The 14,868-nt window shown below is 73.2% G+C and carries 13 protein-coding genes; 4 read left to right on the forward strand and 9 right to left on the reverse strand.

Annotated features, from left to right (window positions below; all coding sequences use genetic code 11):
- Positions 1-101 precede the first annotated feature (101 nt).
- Complete coding sequence (locus HNR70_RS10620) at positions 102-2,231, forward strand: PhoX family protein (protein WP_184325634.1); 2,130 nt, start codon at positions 102-104, stop codon at positions 2,229-2,231.
- A gap of 105 nt (positions 2,232-2,336) precedes the next feature.
- On the opposite strand, the gene HNR70_RS10625 is transcribed toward HNR70_RS10620, so the two are convergent.
- From HNR70_RS10625 to HNR70_RS10635, 3 genes are read right to left on the reverse strand one after another with little or no spacing between them, the layout of a single operon-like run.
- Positions 2,337-2,882 carry a DUF4031 domain-containing protein gene (locus HNR70_RS10625; protein WP_184325635.1) on the reverse strand — a complete coding sequence of 182 codons (546 nt, stop codon included), beginning with the start codon at positions 2,880-2,882 and terminating at the stop codon, positions 2,337-2,339.
- The gene (locus tag HNR70_RS10630; protein WP_184325636.1) at positions 2,879-4,135 is read right to left on the reverse strand and encodes a DUF418 domain-containing protein; all 1,257 of its coding nucleotides are present in this window, start codon (positions 4,133-4,135) and stop codon (positions 2,879-2,881) included. The genes HNR70_RS10625 and HNR70_RS10630 overlap by 4 nt, the downstream gene beginning before the upstream one ends.
- Positions 4,135-5,145, reverse strand: a complete 1,011-nt coding sequence (locus HNR70_RS10635) for a ribonuclease HI family protein (protein WP_184325637.1) — start codon at positions 5,143-5,145, stop codon at positions 4,135-4,137. The genes HNR70_RS10630 and HNR70_RS10635 overlap by 1 nt, the downstream gene beginning before the upstream one ends.
- A 37-nt stretch (positions 5,146-5,182) precedes the next feature.
- Here HNR70_RS10635 and HNR70_RS10640 point away from each other — a divergent pair, with 37 nt between their 5' ends.
- On the forward strand, positions 5,183-5,599 hold the full coding sequence (locus HNR70_RS10640; protein WP_184325638.1) for a DUF1345 domain-containing protein: 417 nt from the start codon (positions 5,183-5,185) through the stop codon (positions 5,597-5,599).
- Positions 5,600-5,611: 12 nt separating this feature from the next.
- Here the strand turns inward: HNR70_RS10640 and HNR70_RS10645 are convergent, their stop codons facing one another.
- From HNR70_RS10645 to HNR70_RS10665, 5 genes are all read right to left on the reverse strand, one after another.
- A complete protein-coding gene (locus tag HNR70_RS10645) occupies positions 5,612-6,271 on the reverse strand; it encodes a hypothetical protein (protein WP_184325639.1) in 660 nt (219 codons plus the stop codon).
- Positions 6,268-7,164 (reverse strand): ATP-binding cassette domain-containing protein, encoded by an 897-nt coding sequence (locus HNR70_RS10650; protein ID WP_184325640.1) that lies wholly within the window; start codon positions 7,162-7,164, stop codon positions 6,268-6,270. The genes HNR70_RS10645 and HNR70_RS10650 overlap by 4 nt, the downstream gene beginning before the upstream one ends.
- A complete protein-coding gene (locus tag HNR70_RS10655) occupies positions 7,161-7,541 on the reverse strand; it encodes a GntR family transcriptional regulator (protein ID WP_184325641.1) in 381 nt (126 codons plus the stop codon). The genes HNR70_RS10650 and HNR70_RS10655 overlap by 4 nt, the downstream gene beginning before the upstream one ends.
- Before the next feature lie 114 nt (positions 7,542-7,655).
- Positions 7,656-8,636, reverse strand: a complete 981-nt coding sequence (locus HNR70_RS10660; protein WP_184325642.1) for a GNAT family N-acetyltransferase — start codon at positions 8,634-8,636, stop codon at positions 7,656-7,658.
- Positions 8,637-8,703: 67 nt separating this feature from the next.
- Positions 8,704-10,659, reverse strand: coding sequence for a glycoside hydrolase family 2 protein (locus HNR70_RS10665; RefSeq protein WP_184325643.1), 1,956 nt, complete (start codon positions 10,657-10,659; stop codon positions 8,704-8,706).
- A 445-nt stretch (positions 10,660-11,104) separates the two neighbouring features.
- Between HNR70_RS10665 and HNR70_RS10670 the strand changes: the two genes are divergently transcribed.
- Positions 11,105-12,664 carry a DEAD/DEAH box helicase gene (locus HNR70_RS10670; RefSeq protein WP_184325644.1) on the forward strand — a complete coding sequence of 520 codons (1,560 nt, stop codon included), beginning with the start codon at positions 11,105-11,107 and terminating at the stop codon, positions 12,662-12,664.
- Positions 12,664-13,125, forward strand: a complete 462-nt coding sequence (locus tag HNR70_RS10675) for a rhodanese-like domain-containing protein (RefSeq protein ID WP_184325645.1) — start codon at positions 12,664-12,666, stop codon at positions 13,123-13,125. The genes HNR70_RS10670 and HNR70_RS10675 overlap by 1 nt, the downstream gene beginning before the upstream one ends.
- An 81-nt stretch (positions 13,126-13,206) precedes the next feature.
- On the opposite strand, the gene HNR70_RS10680 is transcribed toward HNR70_RS10675, so the two are convergent.
- Positions 13,207-14,760, reverse strand: coding sequence for a long-chain-fatty-acid--CoA ligase (locus HNR70_RS10680; RefSeq protein WP_184325646.1), 1,554 nt, complete (start codon positions 14,758-14,760; stop codon positions 13,207-13,209).
- Between the last annotated feature and the right edge of the window lie 108 nt (positions 14,761-14,868).

Here is a 14,868-nt window from a genome sequence, read left to right on the forward strand (position 1 = left end):
CGGCACGCATCCGTGAGTCACCCCGGGAGGGCCAGAGTGAGGGCGTCCCGCGCATCGCACACGCGGCGCGGACGTTCCCACCACTCCCGGAGGACTCCTCGATGTTCACTCGTCACCTGCCGATGGTCGGCCACACCAAGGGCAACCGCTCCGCGGTCACCTGCGCCCTCAAGTGCGGCAACGCCTGCGCCCACCCGGACCCCAACTGCTCCTCGAACCCGACCTTCAAGGACATCGTCGACGCCGCGATCTCCCGCCGCTCCGCGCTGGGCCTCGGCGGCGTCGCCGCGGCCGTCGTGGTGGGCGGCACCGCCGTCGCCGGCGCCCCGGCCGCGCGCGCCGATCACGGCAACACCCCCAACTGGGGCGGCACGCTGAACTTCGACGCGATCGCCCCGGTCCCGAAGACCGTCGACGACGTCACCGTGCCCGAGGGCTACGAGTGGACCCCGATCATCCGCTGGGGCGACCCGCTGTTCGCGGACTCCTCCGAGTTCGATCTCGAGCACCAGACCCGCGCCTCCCAGGAGGGGCAGTTCGGCTACAACTCGGACTACCTCAACGTCATCTCCGACGGCGGCAACGACCGCACCGGCTACCTGGTCAACAATCACGAGTACACCAACGAGAACATCATGTTCTCCCCGGAGTACATCGCCTCGAACCCCGAGGACGTCGTCGACGCGGGCATCGCCGCGCACGGCCTGTCCGTCGTCGACCTCGAGCGCGACGGCAAGGGCCAGCCCTGGCGTTACGTGCGCGGCGGCCGCCGCAACCGCCGCATCACCGGCTTCACCCCCTTCTCGGTCGACGGCCCCGCCGCCGGCTCGGATCTGCTGAAGACCGTCGAGGACCCCACCGGCAAGCTCGTGCTGGGCACCCTGAACAACTGCGCCGGCGGCACCACCCCCTGGGGCACCGTGCTCTCCGGCGAGGAGAACTTCGACCAGTACTTCGTCGGCACCGCCGGCAACGCCGAGCAGGAGCGCCTGGGCATCTCCCCCGGCGTGACCCAGCGCGGCTGGGAGCGGTACCACGACCGCTTCAACCTCAACAACGCCGGCTATGAGAACGAGGCCAACCGCTTCGGCTGGATCGTCGAGATCGACCCCGAGGACCCCACCTCCACCCCGGTGAAGCACACCGCGCTCGGCCGCTTCAAGCACGAGGCCGGCACCGTGCACATCGCCAAGAGCGGCCACGCCGTCGTCTACTCCGGTGACGACCAGCGCAACGACTACGTGTACAAGTTCGTCTCCGCGAAGAAGTACCGCAAGGGCGACAAGAAGAACAACATGCAGCTGCTCTCCCAGGGCACGCTGTACGTCGCGCGCTTCGACGGCAACTCCCCCGCCTCCGAGATCGACGGCAAGGCCACCGTCCCCTCCGACGGCGCCTTCGACGGCACCGGCGAGTGGATCGCCCTGGTCGACGGCAACGAGTCGCTGGTCCCCGGCTTCACCGTCGAGGAGGTCCTGGTGAACACCCGCCTCGCCGCGGACACCATGGGCGCCACCAAGATGGACCGTCCGGAGGACGTGGAGACCAACCCGGTCACCGGAAAGGTCTACATCGCGCTGACCAACAACTCCCAGCGCGCCGCCGGAGCGATCGACGAGGCGAACCCCGTCCCGGGCAACCGCGACGGCCACGTCATCGAGCTGATCGAGGACGGCAACGACCACACCTCCGAGACCTTCACCTGGAACATCCTGCTGCTCGCGGGCGACCCGGCGACGTCGACCACGGCCTACTTCTCGGGCTTCCCGGCGGATCAGGTCTCCCCGATCTCCTGCCCGGACAACCTGGCCTTCGACTCCGAGGGCACCCTGTGGATCTCCACCGACGGCCAGCCCGGCACCCTGCAGTACGGCGACGCGCTGCACAAGGTGACCCTCGAGGGCCCCGAGCGCGGCCGCGTCCAGCAGTTCCTCGCCGTCCCCCGCGACGCCGAGACCTGCGGCCCGGTCATCCACGACCGCGACAACTCCGTGTTCGTGGCCGTGCAGCACCCCGGTGAGAACGGCAAGTGGGGCGCGCCGACCTCCTACTTCCCCGACTTCGTCCCCGGCGGCCCGCTGCGCGGCGACAAGGTCGCCGCTCCCCGTCCGACCGTCGTGCAGGTGTGGGGCGGCAAGCCCGGCAACGGCAACTCGGGCAACAACGGGAACGGGAACAACGGGAACGGCAACTCGGGCAACAACGGCAAGGGCAAAGGCAAGAACAAGTGATCGCTGCCTGATCCTCGCGGGGTCCTGACCCCGCGCACCTGCGAGCGGGTCCGTCGCCACGGCGACGGGCCCGCTCCTGCATGCGTGAGGTCGTGCGGCCGACGGTCAGTCGGGCGCGTCCATCGCCTGGCCGACGAAGCCCTCGCGCCCCTGCGCGCGGGCGAGCGCGTCGAGCCGCTCGAGCAGGGCGGCGGCGGCCCGTCGGCCGTCCTCGTCGTGCGCCTCGACGTGCGTGCGCCCGCCGGGGGTCTCGCGGGAGAGGCGGAAGGCGCCGGGCAGGTCGGGCAGCGGGTCCGCGTGGCCGCGCAGCCCGACCACGAGGTCCCGGGGTACGGGGTCGAGGCCGAGCGCGGCCGCATGCGCGGCGGTGCGCCGGGCGCGGGCGGCGGGGCGGTCGGCGAGGCGGATACGCAGGCCGGAGGCGATGAGGCGGCGGGTCAGCTCCCCGTCGCCGACGAACCGCACCCCTGCCGCGGCGAGGTCGGCGCGGGAGGATTCGGGCCAGTCGTAGTGGTCCAGGTCGAAGGCGCGCCCGGGCAGGCCGGCGCGGGCGGCCGTCTCGTGCAGTTCCTCGAGGGAGGTGTCGGAGATCAGGTGGCCCCACACGGTGCCGTGGCGGGGCCAGCGGGGGGTGTCGGCGTAGACGGTCACCTCTCGCCTCCTGCGGGTCGGGGTGAGGTCGATCCTGCCAGAGTGCGCAGGACGAGCTCCATGGGGCCGCGCCGTCCTGCGCGGCGCAGCGCGGCGGCGAGCGGGATCATCACGAGCCACCCGGCCAGTGCGATCGCGCAGGCGCCGGCGCTGCCGAGCCTCGCGCCGAGGTCCAGGGTGTACGGCGGGAACAGGGCCAGGAACAGCACGGACTGGGCGAGGTAGGCGCTGAGGGACACGGCGCCGAGCGCCTCCACCCCGTGCACTGCGGCAGTGACGAGTCGCGGGAGCGCCGGGCCGCCGTGGGCCGCAGTGCGCACGCGGTCGGCGAGCAGCGCCGCGGCGGCGGCGAGGCCGAGGGCACCGAGCAGCCCGGTGAGCTGGTGGACCACGCCCATGATCCCGACGGCGGTGGGGTCGGCGAGGTGCTCGTGGGCGGGGTCCAGGAGCAGCACGGCCGCCAGTGGCACGGCGCCCGCCAGACCGCAGACGATCCCCCAGCGCGCCATCGGCACGAGCAGGTCGCGGTTCTCGGCGACCTCCTCGAACAGTCGCAGCCGCGCGAGGAGCGCGCCGAGCGCCATCGGGGCGAGCAGACCGATGTCGAGGACCACGGCGAGAGCGGCGCCGCGCAGCTCCCCGGGGGCGCGCAGGGCGACGCCGGTGAGGTGGTCGGGGGCGGAGGCGGCGGCGTAGCCGGAGCCGCCGCCGAAGCCGATGGTCGCATCCGCCCATCCCCACACCGCCAGGGCCGGCAGGCACAGCGCCCCGGCGATCGGCAGCAGGGCGCGGCCGCGGGTCATCAGCACCGCGCACAGCATCCCGATCACGGCGTAGGCGGCGAGGATGTCGCCCTGGAACAGCAGGATGCCGTGGAGCAGACCGATCACGAGCAGCACCGCGTGACGGCGCAGCATCCGGCGCAGGAACCGCCCCGGGCTCTCGCCGGCGGCGAGGGAGCGGCGGTGGAGGATGCCGAGCCCGTAGCCGAAGAGCATCGCGAACAGGGGGAAGCCGCGGTTGTCGACGAGCAGGGCGAGCAGCACGTCGGCGACCTTGTCGAGCCCGGTCGCGTCCTGCTGCTTGAGCAGCACCGTCCACTCGTGGCCGTGCAGCCAGCCGACCGTGTTCGCCAGGGCGATCCCGGCGAGCGCCAGGCCGCGGGCGAGGTCCGGGCCGCCTGCCCGCTCGGCGAGCGGGACGGAGGCAGGGCCCCGGGAGGCCTGCCCGGCGGTGCCCGGGGCGGTGCGCATCAGGGCCGGTCGAGCGGGGTGCCCTGGTGGTGGCGCAGCAGCCAGCGGCCGCGCTCGCGCTGCCACAGGGAGGTGCGGGCGGCGGTGCCGTCGGGGCCGACGGTGGTGTAGCGCAGCAGCACCACGCCGTCCGCGATCTCCTCGGCGACGAGGTCCACGGCCTCCACGCCCGGCAGCGGGGCGAGGTGGGAGAGGATCTCCTCCCGGTCGTAGGAGCGGCCCGAGGCGCCGATCTCGGTGAAGGCGGGGTGGAGCAGCTCGGCGGCGCTGGGAGGATCGGCGCGCAGCGCGTCGCCGAGCAGGGCCAGCTCGCGGGTGGTGACCTGCTCTAGCACGCTCGCGCCGGGCGCGTCGGCCGTCAGCACCGTCTCCTCCGGCGCGGTCGAGCAGCTGACGGGCGCGGACTGCTCGGGCGCGGTGTCGAAGAGGCTGAACAGGTCGTCGTCGGGCTCCTGCGCGGGGGCCGACGGGGTGGCGCCGGCCCCGGTGGTCGCGTCGGCCGTCGGGGCCGCGCCGGCCCGGGCCTGTCGGTCGGCCGCGCCGCTGCCGCGGTAGCCGGGCCCGACCTGCGGGTCCTGGCCCTTGGAGAAGGCGGTCGCGGCGGCGTTCGCACGCTTGTCCGCGGCCTCGTTCATGGCGTGGCCGGCGTGGCCCTTGACCCATTCGAACTCGACGCTGCGCCCCACGAGCGCGCGGTCGATGTCCTTCAGGAGCTCGACGTTCAGCACCGGCTTGCCGTCCTTCTTGCGCCACCCCTTGCGCTTCCAGCCGGGCATCCACTTGGTGACGGAGTTGATGACGTACTGGCTGTCGCACAGCACGTGCAGGTGCTGGTCGGCGTCCACCGCGGTGGCCTCGAGGAGGTCCAGGACGGCCTTGAGCTCGCCCATGTTGTTGGTGCCGTGGGGCCAGCCGCCCGCACGCCACGTACCTTCGTCGATGTACCAGGCCCAGCCGGCGGGACCGGGGTTGCCGAGGGCGGAGCCGTCGGCCGCAGCGGTGATCGTCATGCTTTCCATCGTTCCACAGCCAGGAGGCCCCTCCGTCATGACCGCGCGCGCATCGCTGCGGCATTCCCCGCGCGGCCGGCTGCTGATCAGCTCGCTGGTCGGCGCGGTGGGCGGGCTCGCGGTGTGGCTGACCGTGGAGCCGGCGCTCGGGGCGATGGCCGGGGTGGCCCTGGCCGAGCAGACCTACGCCCTGCACTACGCCTACCGCTATTACCTCGAGGAGTCGGGCATCGACTTCCACCAGGACGAGGACGACGAGGGGCCGACGTTCGGGGACTTCCTGTACTTCTCCTCCGCGATCGGGATGACCTACGGCGTCACCGACAACGACGTCTCGGACCGGTCGATCCGGCTGATCGTGTGGCGCCACGCGGTGATCTCGTTCGTGTTCGCGACGATCCTCCTCGCCGCCGCGGTGAACCTGGTGGCGGGGTTCTTCACGCCGGGAGGGTGAGGCGCGGGACGCTCAGGCGGTGCGCGCCCAGACCCGGCTGCGCAGGCGGAGCGTCGCGAGCGCGCCGAGCAGGAGCACCGCGGCGCCGAGGGACACCCCGACGGTCTGTGCCAGCGCGTACGCCTCGATGCCGCCGGCTCCGGACACGGTGAGCCGTGCGCACCATCCCGCGAGGGCGAGAACGAGGAACCCTCCGACGTAGGCGAGCGCGTACGCGCCCAGCGACTGCGCCCAGAGCGTCGTCGTGGAGCGTCGGGACATCGCATCGCGCCCCACCCAGAGGTGCGACCACAGCACGGCGGACGTCCAGAGCGCGACGTCCGTCCAGTACGTGTCGGGGCGCAGGTCGGCCCCGTCGGCCCACGCCCCCAGAGGGATGACGGCGGCGGCCACGAGCAGAAGCAGGAGCTGGAGGACGAGCACGAGCGCCGTGCGCGCACGCACGTGCGCGGCGCGGCTGACGCCGAGGCCGCCGCGGAGCGTCGCCTCGGCGAGCGGATCTCGCGCCGCCAGCGCGACGGGGACGCCGACGGCGAGGAGGATCGGCACCACCGCGAGGGTCGTGATCCCTCCGGAGGCGAGCAGCAGCACGACCAGGGAGATCACGCCTCCGCCGAGGAGCACCGGTCGCTGCAGGACGAGGTCGATCCGGGCGGCACGGACGGCGTTCATCGGGTGGCCCCTTCGATCGATGCTGCGGTGAGCGCGAGGCGGACGAGGTCGGCGAGATCCGGTGGCCGCAGCGTCGTCCCTGCGGGGAGCCCGAGGGCGTCCTCTCCGGGCAGCAGCGCCTCCGCGGCGCCGCTCGCTCCGAGCGGCCTGGCCCCGATCGGCGCCTCCGCGGCGTGGGGGAACGTCGCCACGACGTGCCTCTCGAGGAGCTCGTCGAGCGCTCCCTGGAGGACCGAGCTCCCCTCGTGCAGCACAACCAGATGATCCGCGAAGCGCGCCATGTCCTCCAGATCGTGCGTCGACAGGAGGATCGAGCGAGTCTCGTCCTCGGCCAGGTGGTCCCGGAGCCGGTCGATGAGGTCGGCACGGGCGAGGGGGTCGAGACGTGCGAACGGCTCGTCCAGGAGCATCAGCTGCGGTGCGGAGGCGAGGGCATGGTCGACCGAGAACAGGGTGCGCTTCCCGGCGGAGAGGGTGCCGAGCATCGCGCGGGGGCCGATGCCGTCGCGGCGCAGCCGACGCAGGAAGCCCTCGGCGTCGATGTCGTCCCGGAGCCTGCGATGGAGCCTGATCACGTCCCCGGCGTGCCAATCGTCGGGGAACATCGGAGCATCGGGAACCAGCGAGACACCTGGGGGAACGGGCTGATCGGCTCCCCCGACGTGCCGGCCGAGCACCTCGATCGTCCCGGCTTCCGGCCGCACCGCGCCCACGAGGGAGCGCAGCAGCGTGGTCTTCCCGGCCCCGTTGGTCCCGACCACGACCGTGACCATGCCGACCGGAGCGGTGAGGCTCGCATCCACGAGAGCGACGGCCGATGGTCGGAAACGGCTGCGGGGGTCGGGGAGCCGGACAGCGAGATGCTCCACCCGGACAGCGGGCGTCGTGCTCATCGTTCCTCCTCCTCGAGGACGCGGGTGAGGCGGCGCCGGAGCTCGTCGGCAGGGATCCCCGCGGTGCCGGCCGTCCGGACCGCCCCACCCAGCAGGTCGTCGATGCGCTCCAGCGCCCGGGCGCGCACCTCCCCAGGCTCCTGCGCGCGGACGAAGACGCCTCTGCCCTGGACCGCGTCCGCCAGGCCGTCCGCGACGAGCTCGTTGTAGGCGCGGGTGGTGGTGATGACGCTGACGCGCAGATCCCGTGCGAGGGCGCGGAGCGACGGGAGGACCTCCCCCGCCCTGAGGTCACCGCGGAGGATCGCCTCGGCCAGGTGCGCGCGGATCTGCTCGTAGATGGGCTCGGGAGCGGAGGGGTCCAGCGGGATGTGCATCGTCGCCTCACCTCCCCCGGTCCGGCGGCCACCGACGACGACCGCATCTACTGTCCATAGACACTATGGACAGTAGATGCGGTCGAAATCAAGGGAGCGGGAGCGAGCGGGACCTCAGCCCACCGCCCGCTCGTACGTCGCGTACACGTGCGCGCGGCGGAAGCCGACGGCCTCGTAGAGCCGGGTCGCGCCGGTGAGGGACTCGGCGTCGACCTCGAGGACGGCGTCCGTGAACCCGGCCTCGGCGCCGGAGGCGAGGGTGCGGGCGAGCACCGCGCGGGCCAGGCCCCTCCCCCGCGCCTCGGGGCGGGTGCCCACGAGCGCCACGTGCAGCGTGCCGGGCTTGTCCTCGGAGGTGACCGCGTAGGCGAGGACGGTGCCGTCCTCGTCCAGGGCGATGGTGGAGTGCCGGGGCCGGGAGGTGTGGGAGGTGGTCCACAGCTGCCAGGTCTCGGCGTCGATGGGGGCGGAGCCCCAGTGGTCGGCGAAGGCGGCGACGTGCGCGAGGCGCACGGCCTCGCTCTGCTCCGCGGTGGGAGCGGTGATCTCGACGCCTTCCACGGTGGGCACTTCGAGGGCCTCGCCGGGCAGCTCGCATTCCATCTCGAACCAGGAGCGCACCCGGTGGTAGCCGCGACGGTCGAGCACGGGCCGCACGTCCGCTCCGCCGACGGGCAGCTCCGGCTCGGGGTCGCGGCCGCCGCCCGTGCGCAGCACGGCGGGAAGTCCGGGGTGGCGCTCGGCGGCGAGCTCGGTGCCGCGCTCCTCGAGGCGCGCGAGGATCGTGGTGCCGAGTCCGCGGCCGCGGTGCGCGGGGTGGACGCCGCCGGCGAGGTTCACGCGGGCGCGGCCGTCGCGGTCGGCATGCGCGGCAACGGTCACGAGGCCGAAGCCGATGAGCCCGTTCCCGTCCCATGCGGCGACGGTGTCGGTGGGAAGGGACAGCCGCGGGGACTGCAGCCACTCGCGGATGCTCGGCTCCTCGGCGGACTCGCCCGTCTGCTCGTGGGCGTCGATGGCGTTGAGCAGGGAGGTGAGCGCCGGGACGTCCTCGACGGTGAGCGCCTCGAAGCGCAGGGTGGGGGTGTCGGTCATGGTCCCCATCCTCGCGCCCCGAGGCCTGCCGCGGCCAGCGGATTCTCCGCCGTCGTTCCGCCCCGCGTCAGCCCTCCGTCTCGTAGGCGGCCTGCTGCTCCTGCACCGCGCGCAGGCGGGCGAGGTCGAGCTTGCGGCCGCGGGCGAAGTCGACCACGCCGTTCTTCTCCTGGAACACGTCGGTCATCTGGGTGTAGCAGTAGCCGAACATGAGCGGGTCCTCGAGCAGCACGCGGGTCAGTCCCTCGAAGCGCTCGTAGAGCTCCTCCTCGCTCGCGATCCGCTGGCCGTAGCCCCAGGACTCGGCGGCGTTGTTCCCGGCGCGCTCCGCGTCGGCGGCCTTCCGGGCCTCCTCCTCGTTCCACCAGATCCCGCCGTACTCGGAGACGAAGTAGGGCTGGCCGGCGTAGGGCACGGAGAAGGTGCCGTCGGCGAAGGGCATCTCGTCCTCGGGCTGCTCGCGACGGTTCGCGAACGGGGCGCCGTCGGCGAGCCCCGCCTGCTCGGTGCGGAACCGCTCGGGATCCTGCTCGTAGGAGTGGGAGTCGTAGACGTCCGCGCCGCGCACCCGGTGGGAGTAGCCGGAGGCGTCGAGCACGGGGCGGCTGGGGTCGGCGAGCTTGGTCGCGTGGTACATGGCGGCGGTGACGTCGTCGAGCTGCGTGAGCCGGTCGCGGAGCACCTGGTGGGTCTCGTTCAGGGGGCACCAGCCGATGATGCTCGGGTGGCTGAGGTCGCGGCGCACGGCCTCGACCCACTGGGCGACGAAGGAGGCGGTGGGCTGCTGGTTGTCGCCCATCGGGCCGTGCCCGGACGCGCCCCAGTCTCCGAACTCCCCCCACACGAGGTAGCCGTGCAGGTCGGCCCGGAAGAGCATGCGCTGCTCGAACACCTTCTGGTGGAGGCGGGCACCGGTGAACCCGGCCTCGAGCGCGAGGCGGATGTCGGTGGTCATCGCCTCGTCGCTCGGGGAGGTCATGAACGACTCCTCCCAGTAGCCCTGGTCGAGGACGAGGCGCTGGAAGACCTTCTTCCCGTTGATGCGGTACTCGTGATCGCGCAGGGTGGTCGAGCGCAGTCCCGCGTAGGAGCGGACCTCGTCCAGCACCTCCCCGTCGGCGCCCTTCAGCCGCACCTGGAGCGCGTACAGCTCCGGGGCGCCCGGCCCCCACACCCGCACGGCCTCGGCGGGGATGACCAGCTGCAGCTGCGGGGCGAGGTCGAGGTCGGCGCGCACCTCGGCGCGCGCCACCTCCTCGCCGCCCGGCGCGGAGGCGATCACCTCGAGCACGGCGCCGGGGGTGGCACGGGAGAGCGGCACGGTCAGGGCGAAGGAGGAAGCCGCGAGCGAGGGCACGATCCGCACCTCGCGGATCTCGTCGGCAGGCACGCCCTCGAGCCACACGCTCTGCCAGATGCCGGTGGTGCGGTGGTAGCTGGCATGGGTGGCGTGGAACCAGGTGGACTGCTTGCCGCGGGCCTGGGGCACATCGTGCGGGTCGCGGGCGCGCACCACGATCTCCACCTCGGCGCCGGGGCCGACGCCGGGGACGGTGGAGAGGTCGGCGGAGAAGGGGGTGAAGCCGCCGCGGTGGCGGGCGACCTCCTGGCCGTTCGCCCAGACGGTCGCGTCGTAGTCCACGGCCTCGAAGCGCAGGAGCGGCCGCAGCCCCTCCCACTCGGCGGGGATCGTGACGGTGCGGCGGTACCAGACGGCCTCGAGGAAGTCGCGGTTCCCGATCCCGGAGGCCTCGGTCTCCGGGGCGAAGGGCACGGTGATGGTGCCCGCGAGCTCGCGCTCCAGCAGGCCGCGCTCGCGTCCGGAGTCGCCCTGGTCGATCTCGAACTGCCACGTCCCGTTCAGGCTCAGCCAGGTGGGGCGGTGCAGCTGGGGGCGCGGGTGCTCGGGGCGGGGCACGTCGGTCGCGGCCGACGCGGGGGCGTCGAGCAGCTCGGCGAGTGCGTCGGCGCGGGCGAACAGCGCGGTGAGGCTCTCGGGCAGCGCGGAGATCGGGTGGGTCATCGCAGGGCTCCTGGCGCGCGGTCGGCGGTGATCTGTCCGCACCAGTCAATCGCACCGACACCCGATATGCATCGTTGCAAACGGAACGTCCGGGCCGAGCCCGGGGCTGACGGGATGGCTCGATCCACCGCAGCGCACCCCCTCGCGGCAGCACTCGTCCTCTCAGCGACGAGCGCCCGGGGCGGACGCCGGTGACCGGGTGGTATCTCACACCCCCGCGCCGCATCGTCGCCCCGTGGCGGTGCGCCGCGTACTGTGCACACAAGTGCCGTCCTCCCGCCGCGGCACAGGTCCCGCCCGGACAGCCCCGCGCCCCTCGACCCCGTCGAGCAGGAAGCGCGGCAGGCTCCGCCGCGGAGACAGCGTCGGCCGAGGAGAGCTGCTGCGTTCAGCCCTGCCCTGACGTCCTCGGGCGGGGTGCATCGCACAGAACGGATCACCCTTCGTGACCACCTCTGATTTCGCACGCCTCGGCGTGCCCACCGCCCTCGTCGACGCGCTCGCGCCGCAGGGCATCACCGCGCCGACCCCCATCCAGGCCGCGACCCTGCCGGACTCCCTGGCCGGCCGCGACGTGCTGGGCCGGGGCCGCACCGGCTCGGGCAAGACCTACGCCTTCCTCCTCCCCCTGGTCGCGCGCCTGCTCGCCGAGCCGCGCCGCCGCGTGGGCCGTCGGCCGCGCTCGCTGGTCCTCGCCCCCACCCGCGAGCTGGCCACCCAGATCCACGAGTCGCTGCGGCCCCTCGAGAAGGCCGCGAACCTGCGCAGCGCCGTGGTGTTCGGCGGCGTGGGCCAGAACCCGCAGGTGAACGCCCTCGCCGGCGGCCTCGACGTGCTCATCGCCTGCCCGGGCCGTCTGCTGGACCTCATGGGTCAGGGCCACGCGGACCTCGGCGCCATCGAGATCACCGTCATCGACGAGGCCGACCACATGGCCGACATGGGCTTCCTGCCCATGGTGCGCCGCATCCTCGAGGCCACCCCGCGCAAGGGCCAGCGCATGCTGTTCTCCGCGACCCTCGACTCCGGCGTGAACAAGCTGGTCAAGGAGTTCCTCCACGACCCGGTCACCCACTCCGCCGATCCGGCCACGAGCCCCGTGGGCACCATGGAGCACCACGTGCTCGAGGTGGATCCCACGCACCGCTTCGACGTGCTGCGCGACCTCGCGGCCGCCCCGGGCCGCACCATCATGTTCACCCGCACCAAGTACGGCGCGAAGAACCTCGCCCGCAAGCTCAGCGCCCGCGGCGTCGACGCGGTGGACCTGCACGGCAATCTCTCCCAGAACGCCCGCACCCGCAACCTCGAGGCCTTCGGCTCGGGGACCGCGACCACCATGGTGTGCACCGACATCGCCGCCCGCGGCATCCACGTGGACGAGGTGGCCCTCGTGGTCCACGCCGATCCGCCGGTGGAGCACAAGGCGTACCTGCACCGCTCGGGCCGCACCGCGCGCGCCGGCGAGTCCGGCACCGTGATCACCGTGCAGACCCCGGACCAGAAGCGCGACGTCTCCGACCTCATGCGCAAGGCCGGCATCACCCCCACCTACCACCAGCAGGTCGTCTCCACGAGCCCCGTGCTCACCGAGCTCGCCCCCGGTGAGCGGGTCGAGACCCACGAGCCGCGCCAGCCCGAGGCGCCCGTCGACGAGGCGCGCCTGACCGGCGAGCGTCGCAGCGGCGGCCGGGGCCGCGGCGGCCAGGGCGGTCGCGGTCAGGGAGGCCGTGGCCAGGGCGGTCGCGGCGGCCAGGGCGGCGGCCGTGGCCAGGGCGGTCAGAACGGCCAGAACGGCGGCCGCGGCCGTGGTCAGGTCGGCGGTCGCAGCCAGGAGCAGGGCGCGGGCCAGGAGTCCGGCGGCGGCCGACGCCGCTCGGGCGGGCAGGGTCGCTCCGGCGGGCAGGGCGGCGCGCGGCGCGAGTCCTCCCCCACCCGCTACTCGACCTCCAGCGGCGATCGCTCCGGTGGTGGTCTCGCGGCGTTCTCCTCGGGTCGCCGCTGATGACCGCCGCCGGGGCCGCATCCGCGCCCGGCCACGGACGGCGCCGGGCCGAAGCCCCCGCCGCCCCCGGGATCGACGAGATCCTCGCGGCCTCCCGCGAGGGCGTGGACCGCGTGGAGCCCGCGGACCTTCCCGGTCTGCTCGAGGCCGGCGCGCACGTCATCGACATCCGCTCGGCCGTGACCCGCGACCCCGAGGGGCACGTGCCGGGCACGACCGTCGTCGAGCGGCTCGTGCTCGAGTGGCGCCTGGATCCCGCGAGCGCCCACCGCATGGCGGGCGGTCCGGACCGCGACGACCTGGTGGTCGTGCTGTGCAACGAGGGCTACTACTCCTCGCTCGCCGCCCGGGACCTGCGCGACCTCGGCTTCCACCGCGCCACCGATCTCGTCGGCGGCTTCCGGGCGTACGCCGAGGCGGGCCTGCCCGTCGCCGAGCAGCCCACCCGCTACGTGGACTGAGCTCCGGCGGAGCTCCCCCGAACGGCCGTCCGGCCCGGTGCCCCAGGGCACCGGGCCGGACGCATGCTCAGCGCTGATCCCTCAGCGCAGCTCGCGCTTGAGGATCTTCCCGGTCGAGGTCATCGGCAGCTGCTCGGCGATGACGATGCGGCGCGGGTACTTGTAGTCCGCCATCTGCGACTTCGCCCAGTCCTTCAGCTCGTCGGCCGTGATCGTCGCGCCGTCGGCGAGGATCAGGTGCGCGACGATCTCCTCGCCGAGCCGCTCGTCGGGCACGCCCACCACGGCGGCGAGGGAGACCTGCTCGTGGCTGAGCAGCGCCTCCTCGACCTCGCGCGGGTACACGTTGAAGCCGCCGCGCACGATCATGTCCTTGGAGCGGTCCACGACGTAGTAGAACCCCTCCACGTCGCGCCGCCCGAGGTCGCCGGTGCGGAACCAGCCGTCGCGGATCACGGCGGCGGTGTCCTCCGGGCGGCCCAGGTAGCCGGTCATGATGTTGTGGCCGCGCACGATGATCTCGCCGATCGCGCCCTCCTCGGTGACCCGCGCCCAGTCCGGGTCGGCCGGGTCGATGAGGTCCATCTCCACGCCCCAGATCGGCAGGCCGATCGAGCCGGGCCGCGGCCGGTCGGCGAGGGAGAAGGAGGCGACCGGGGAGGTCTCGGACAGGCCGTAGCCCTCCATGATCGAGATGCCGAGCGCCTCCTTCACCCCGCGCAGGATCTCGACGGGCAGGGAGGCGCCGCCGGAGACGCCGAGGCGCAGGTGCTCGGCGAGCCCGTCGGCCTTCGCACCGCCGGTGAGCAGGCGCAGCAGCGCCCACCACATGGTGGGCACGCCGGCGAAGAAGGTCACGCGGTGGCGCAGCAGCAGGTCGAGCGCCTGCTGCGGATCGAAGCGCGGGATCATCACGAGCGTGGCGCCCATCGAGAATCCGGCGTTCATGTTCACCGTCGCCCCGAAGGTGTGGAACAGCGGCAGCGCGACGAGGTGGGTGTCCTCCCCCGGCTTCGTGCCGAACAGCCGGTTGCAGGTCAGGGCGTTCATCAGCTGGTTGGAGTGGCTGAGCTCGGCGCCCTTGGGCCGCCCGGTGGTGCCGGAGGTGTACAGCACCACGGCGGTGTCGTTCTCGGCGCGCAGCACGGTGGGGAAGGCGGCGGGCTTGTCGGCGACCGCACCGGCGAGGGTGGGCACGCCCTCGTAGGGGCTCTCGGCCGACGGGTCCGCGGTCATCAGGACCACCTGGGGCGGCCGGGCTGCGGCCTGCGCGCCCTCGACGACGAAACGACCGATGGGCAGCTCCTCGGTGCCCTCGAAGGCGAAGAGGACCTTGGCGTCGGTGTCGTCGAGGTAGTAGGTGATCTCGCGGGGCTTGTTCAGCACGTTCAGCGGCACCACCACGGCGCCGGCCTTCAGGATCCCGAAGTAGACGATCGGGAACTGGGGCAGGTTGGGACAGCTGAGGGCCACGCGGTCGCCGGGCTCCACGCCGAGCTCGACGAGCAGGTGCGCGACGCGGTTGGCGGCGGCGTCGACCTGGGCATAGGTCAGCACGGTCTCGCCGAGCACGACGGCCGGGGTGTCGGGGACGGTGCGGGCGCTGTCCTCCAGCACCACGGAGAGGTTGAACATGCGAGGAGACTCCTTCGTCGACGTCGTTGTGACGGGGGCCTCACAGTACGACCGCGCGCGTCTGTCGTGCCACATTCCCATTTCGTCAGTTGCGCGAATGACAAAACG

It is taken from the genome of Brachybacterium aquaticum, from assembly GCF_014204755.1.
GTDB lineage: Bacteria > Actinomycetota > Actinomycetes > Actinomycetales > Dermabacteraceae > Brachybacterium > Brachybacterium aquaticum.

What these genes read in the sequence shown, in the direction of transcription:
- HNR70_RS10640 (WP_184325638.1), top strand. Translation starts at nt 5,183, where the DNA reads ATGACCGCGCGCGCATCGCTGCGGCATTCCCCGCGCGGCCGGCTGCTG.
- HNR70_RS10660 (WP_184325642.1), bottom strand. Translation starts at nt 8,636, where the DNA reads ATGACCGACACCCCCACCCTGCGCTTCGAGGCGCTCACCGTCGAGGAC.
- HNR70_RS10635 (WP_184325637.1), bottom strand. Translation starts at nt 5,145, where the DNA reads ATGACGATCACCGCTGCGGCCGACGGCTCCGCCCTCGGCAACCCCGGT.
- HNR70_RS10680 (WP_184325646.1), bottom strand. Translation starts at nt 14,760, where the DNA reads ATGTTCAACCTCTCCGTGGTGCTGGAGGACAGCGCCCGCACCGTCCCC.
- HNR70_RS10655 (WP_184325641.1), bottom strand. Translation starts at nt 7,541, where the DNA reads ATGCACATCCCGCTGGACCCCTCCGCTCCCGAGCCCATCTACGAGCAG.
- HNR70_RS10665 (WP_184325643.1), bottom strand. Translation starts at nt 10,659, where the DNA reads ATGACCCACCCGATCTCCGCGCTGCCCGAGAGCCTCACCGCGCTGTTC.
- HNR70_RS10620 (WP_184325634.1), top strand. Translation starts at nt 102, where the DNA reads ATGTTCACTCGTCACCTGCCGATGGTCGGCCACACCAAGGGCAACCGC.
- HNR70_RS10645 (WP_184325639.1), bottom strand. Translation starts at nt 6,271, where the DNA reads ATGAACGCCGTCCGTGCCGCCCGGATCGACCTCGTCCTGCAGCGACCG.
- HNR70_RS10630 (WP_184325636.1), bottom strand. Translation starts at nt 4,135, where the DNA reads ATGCGCACCGCCCCGGGCACCGCCGGGCAGGCCTCCCGGGGCCCTGCC.
- HNR70_RS10675 (WP_184325645.1), top strand. Translation starts at nt 12,664, where the DNA reads ATGACCGCCGCCGGGGCCGCATCCGCGCCCGGCCACGGACGGCGCCGG.
- HNR70_RS10650 (WP_184325640.1), bottom strand. Translation starts at nt 7,164, where the DNA reads ATGAGCACGACGCCCGCTGTCCGGGTGGAGCATCTCGCTGTCCGGCTC.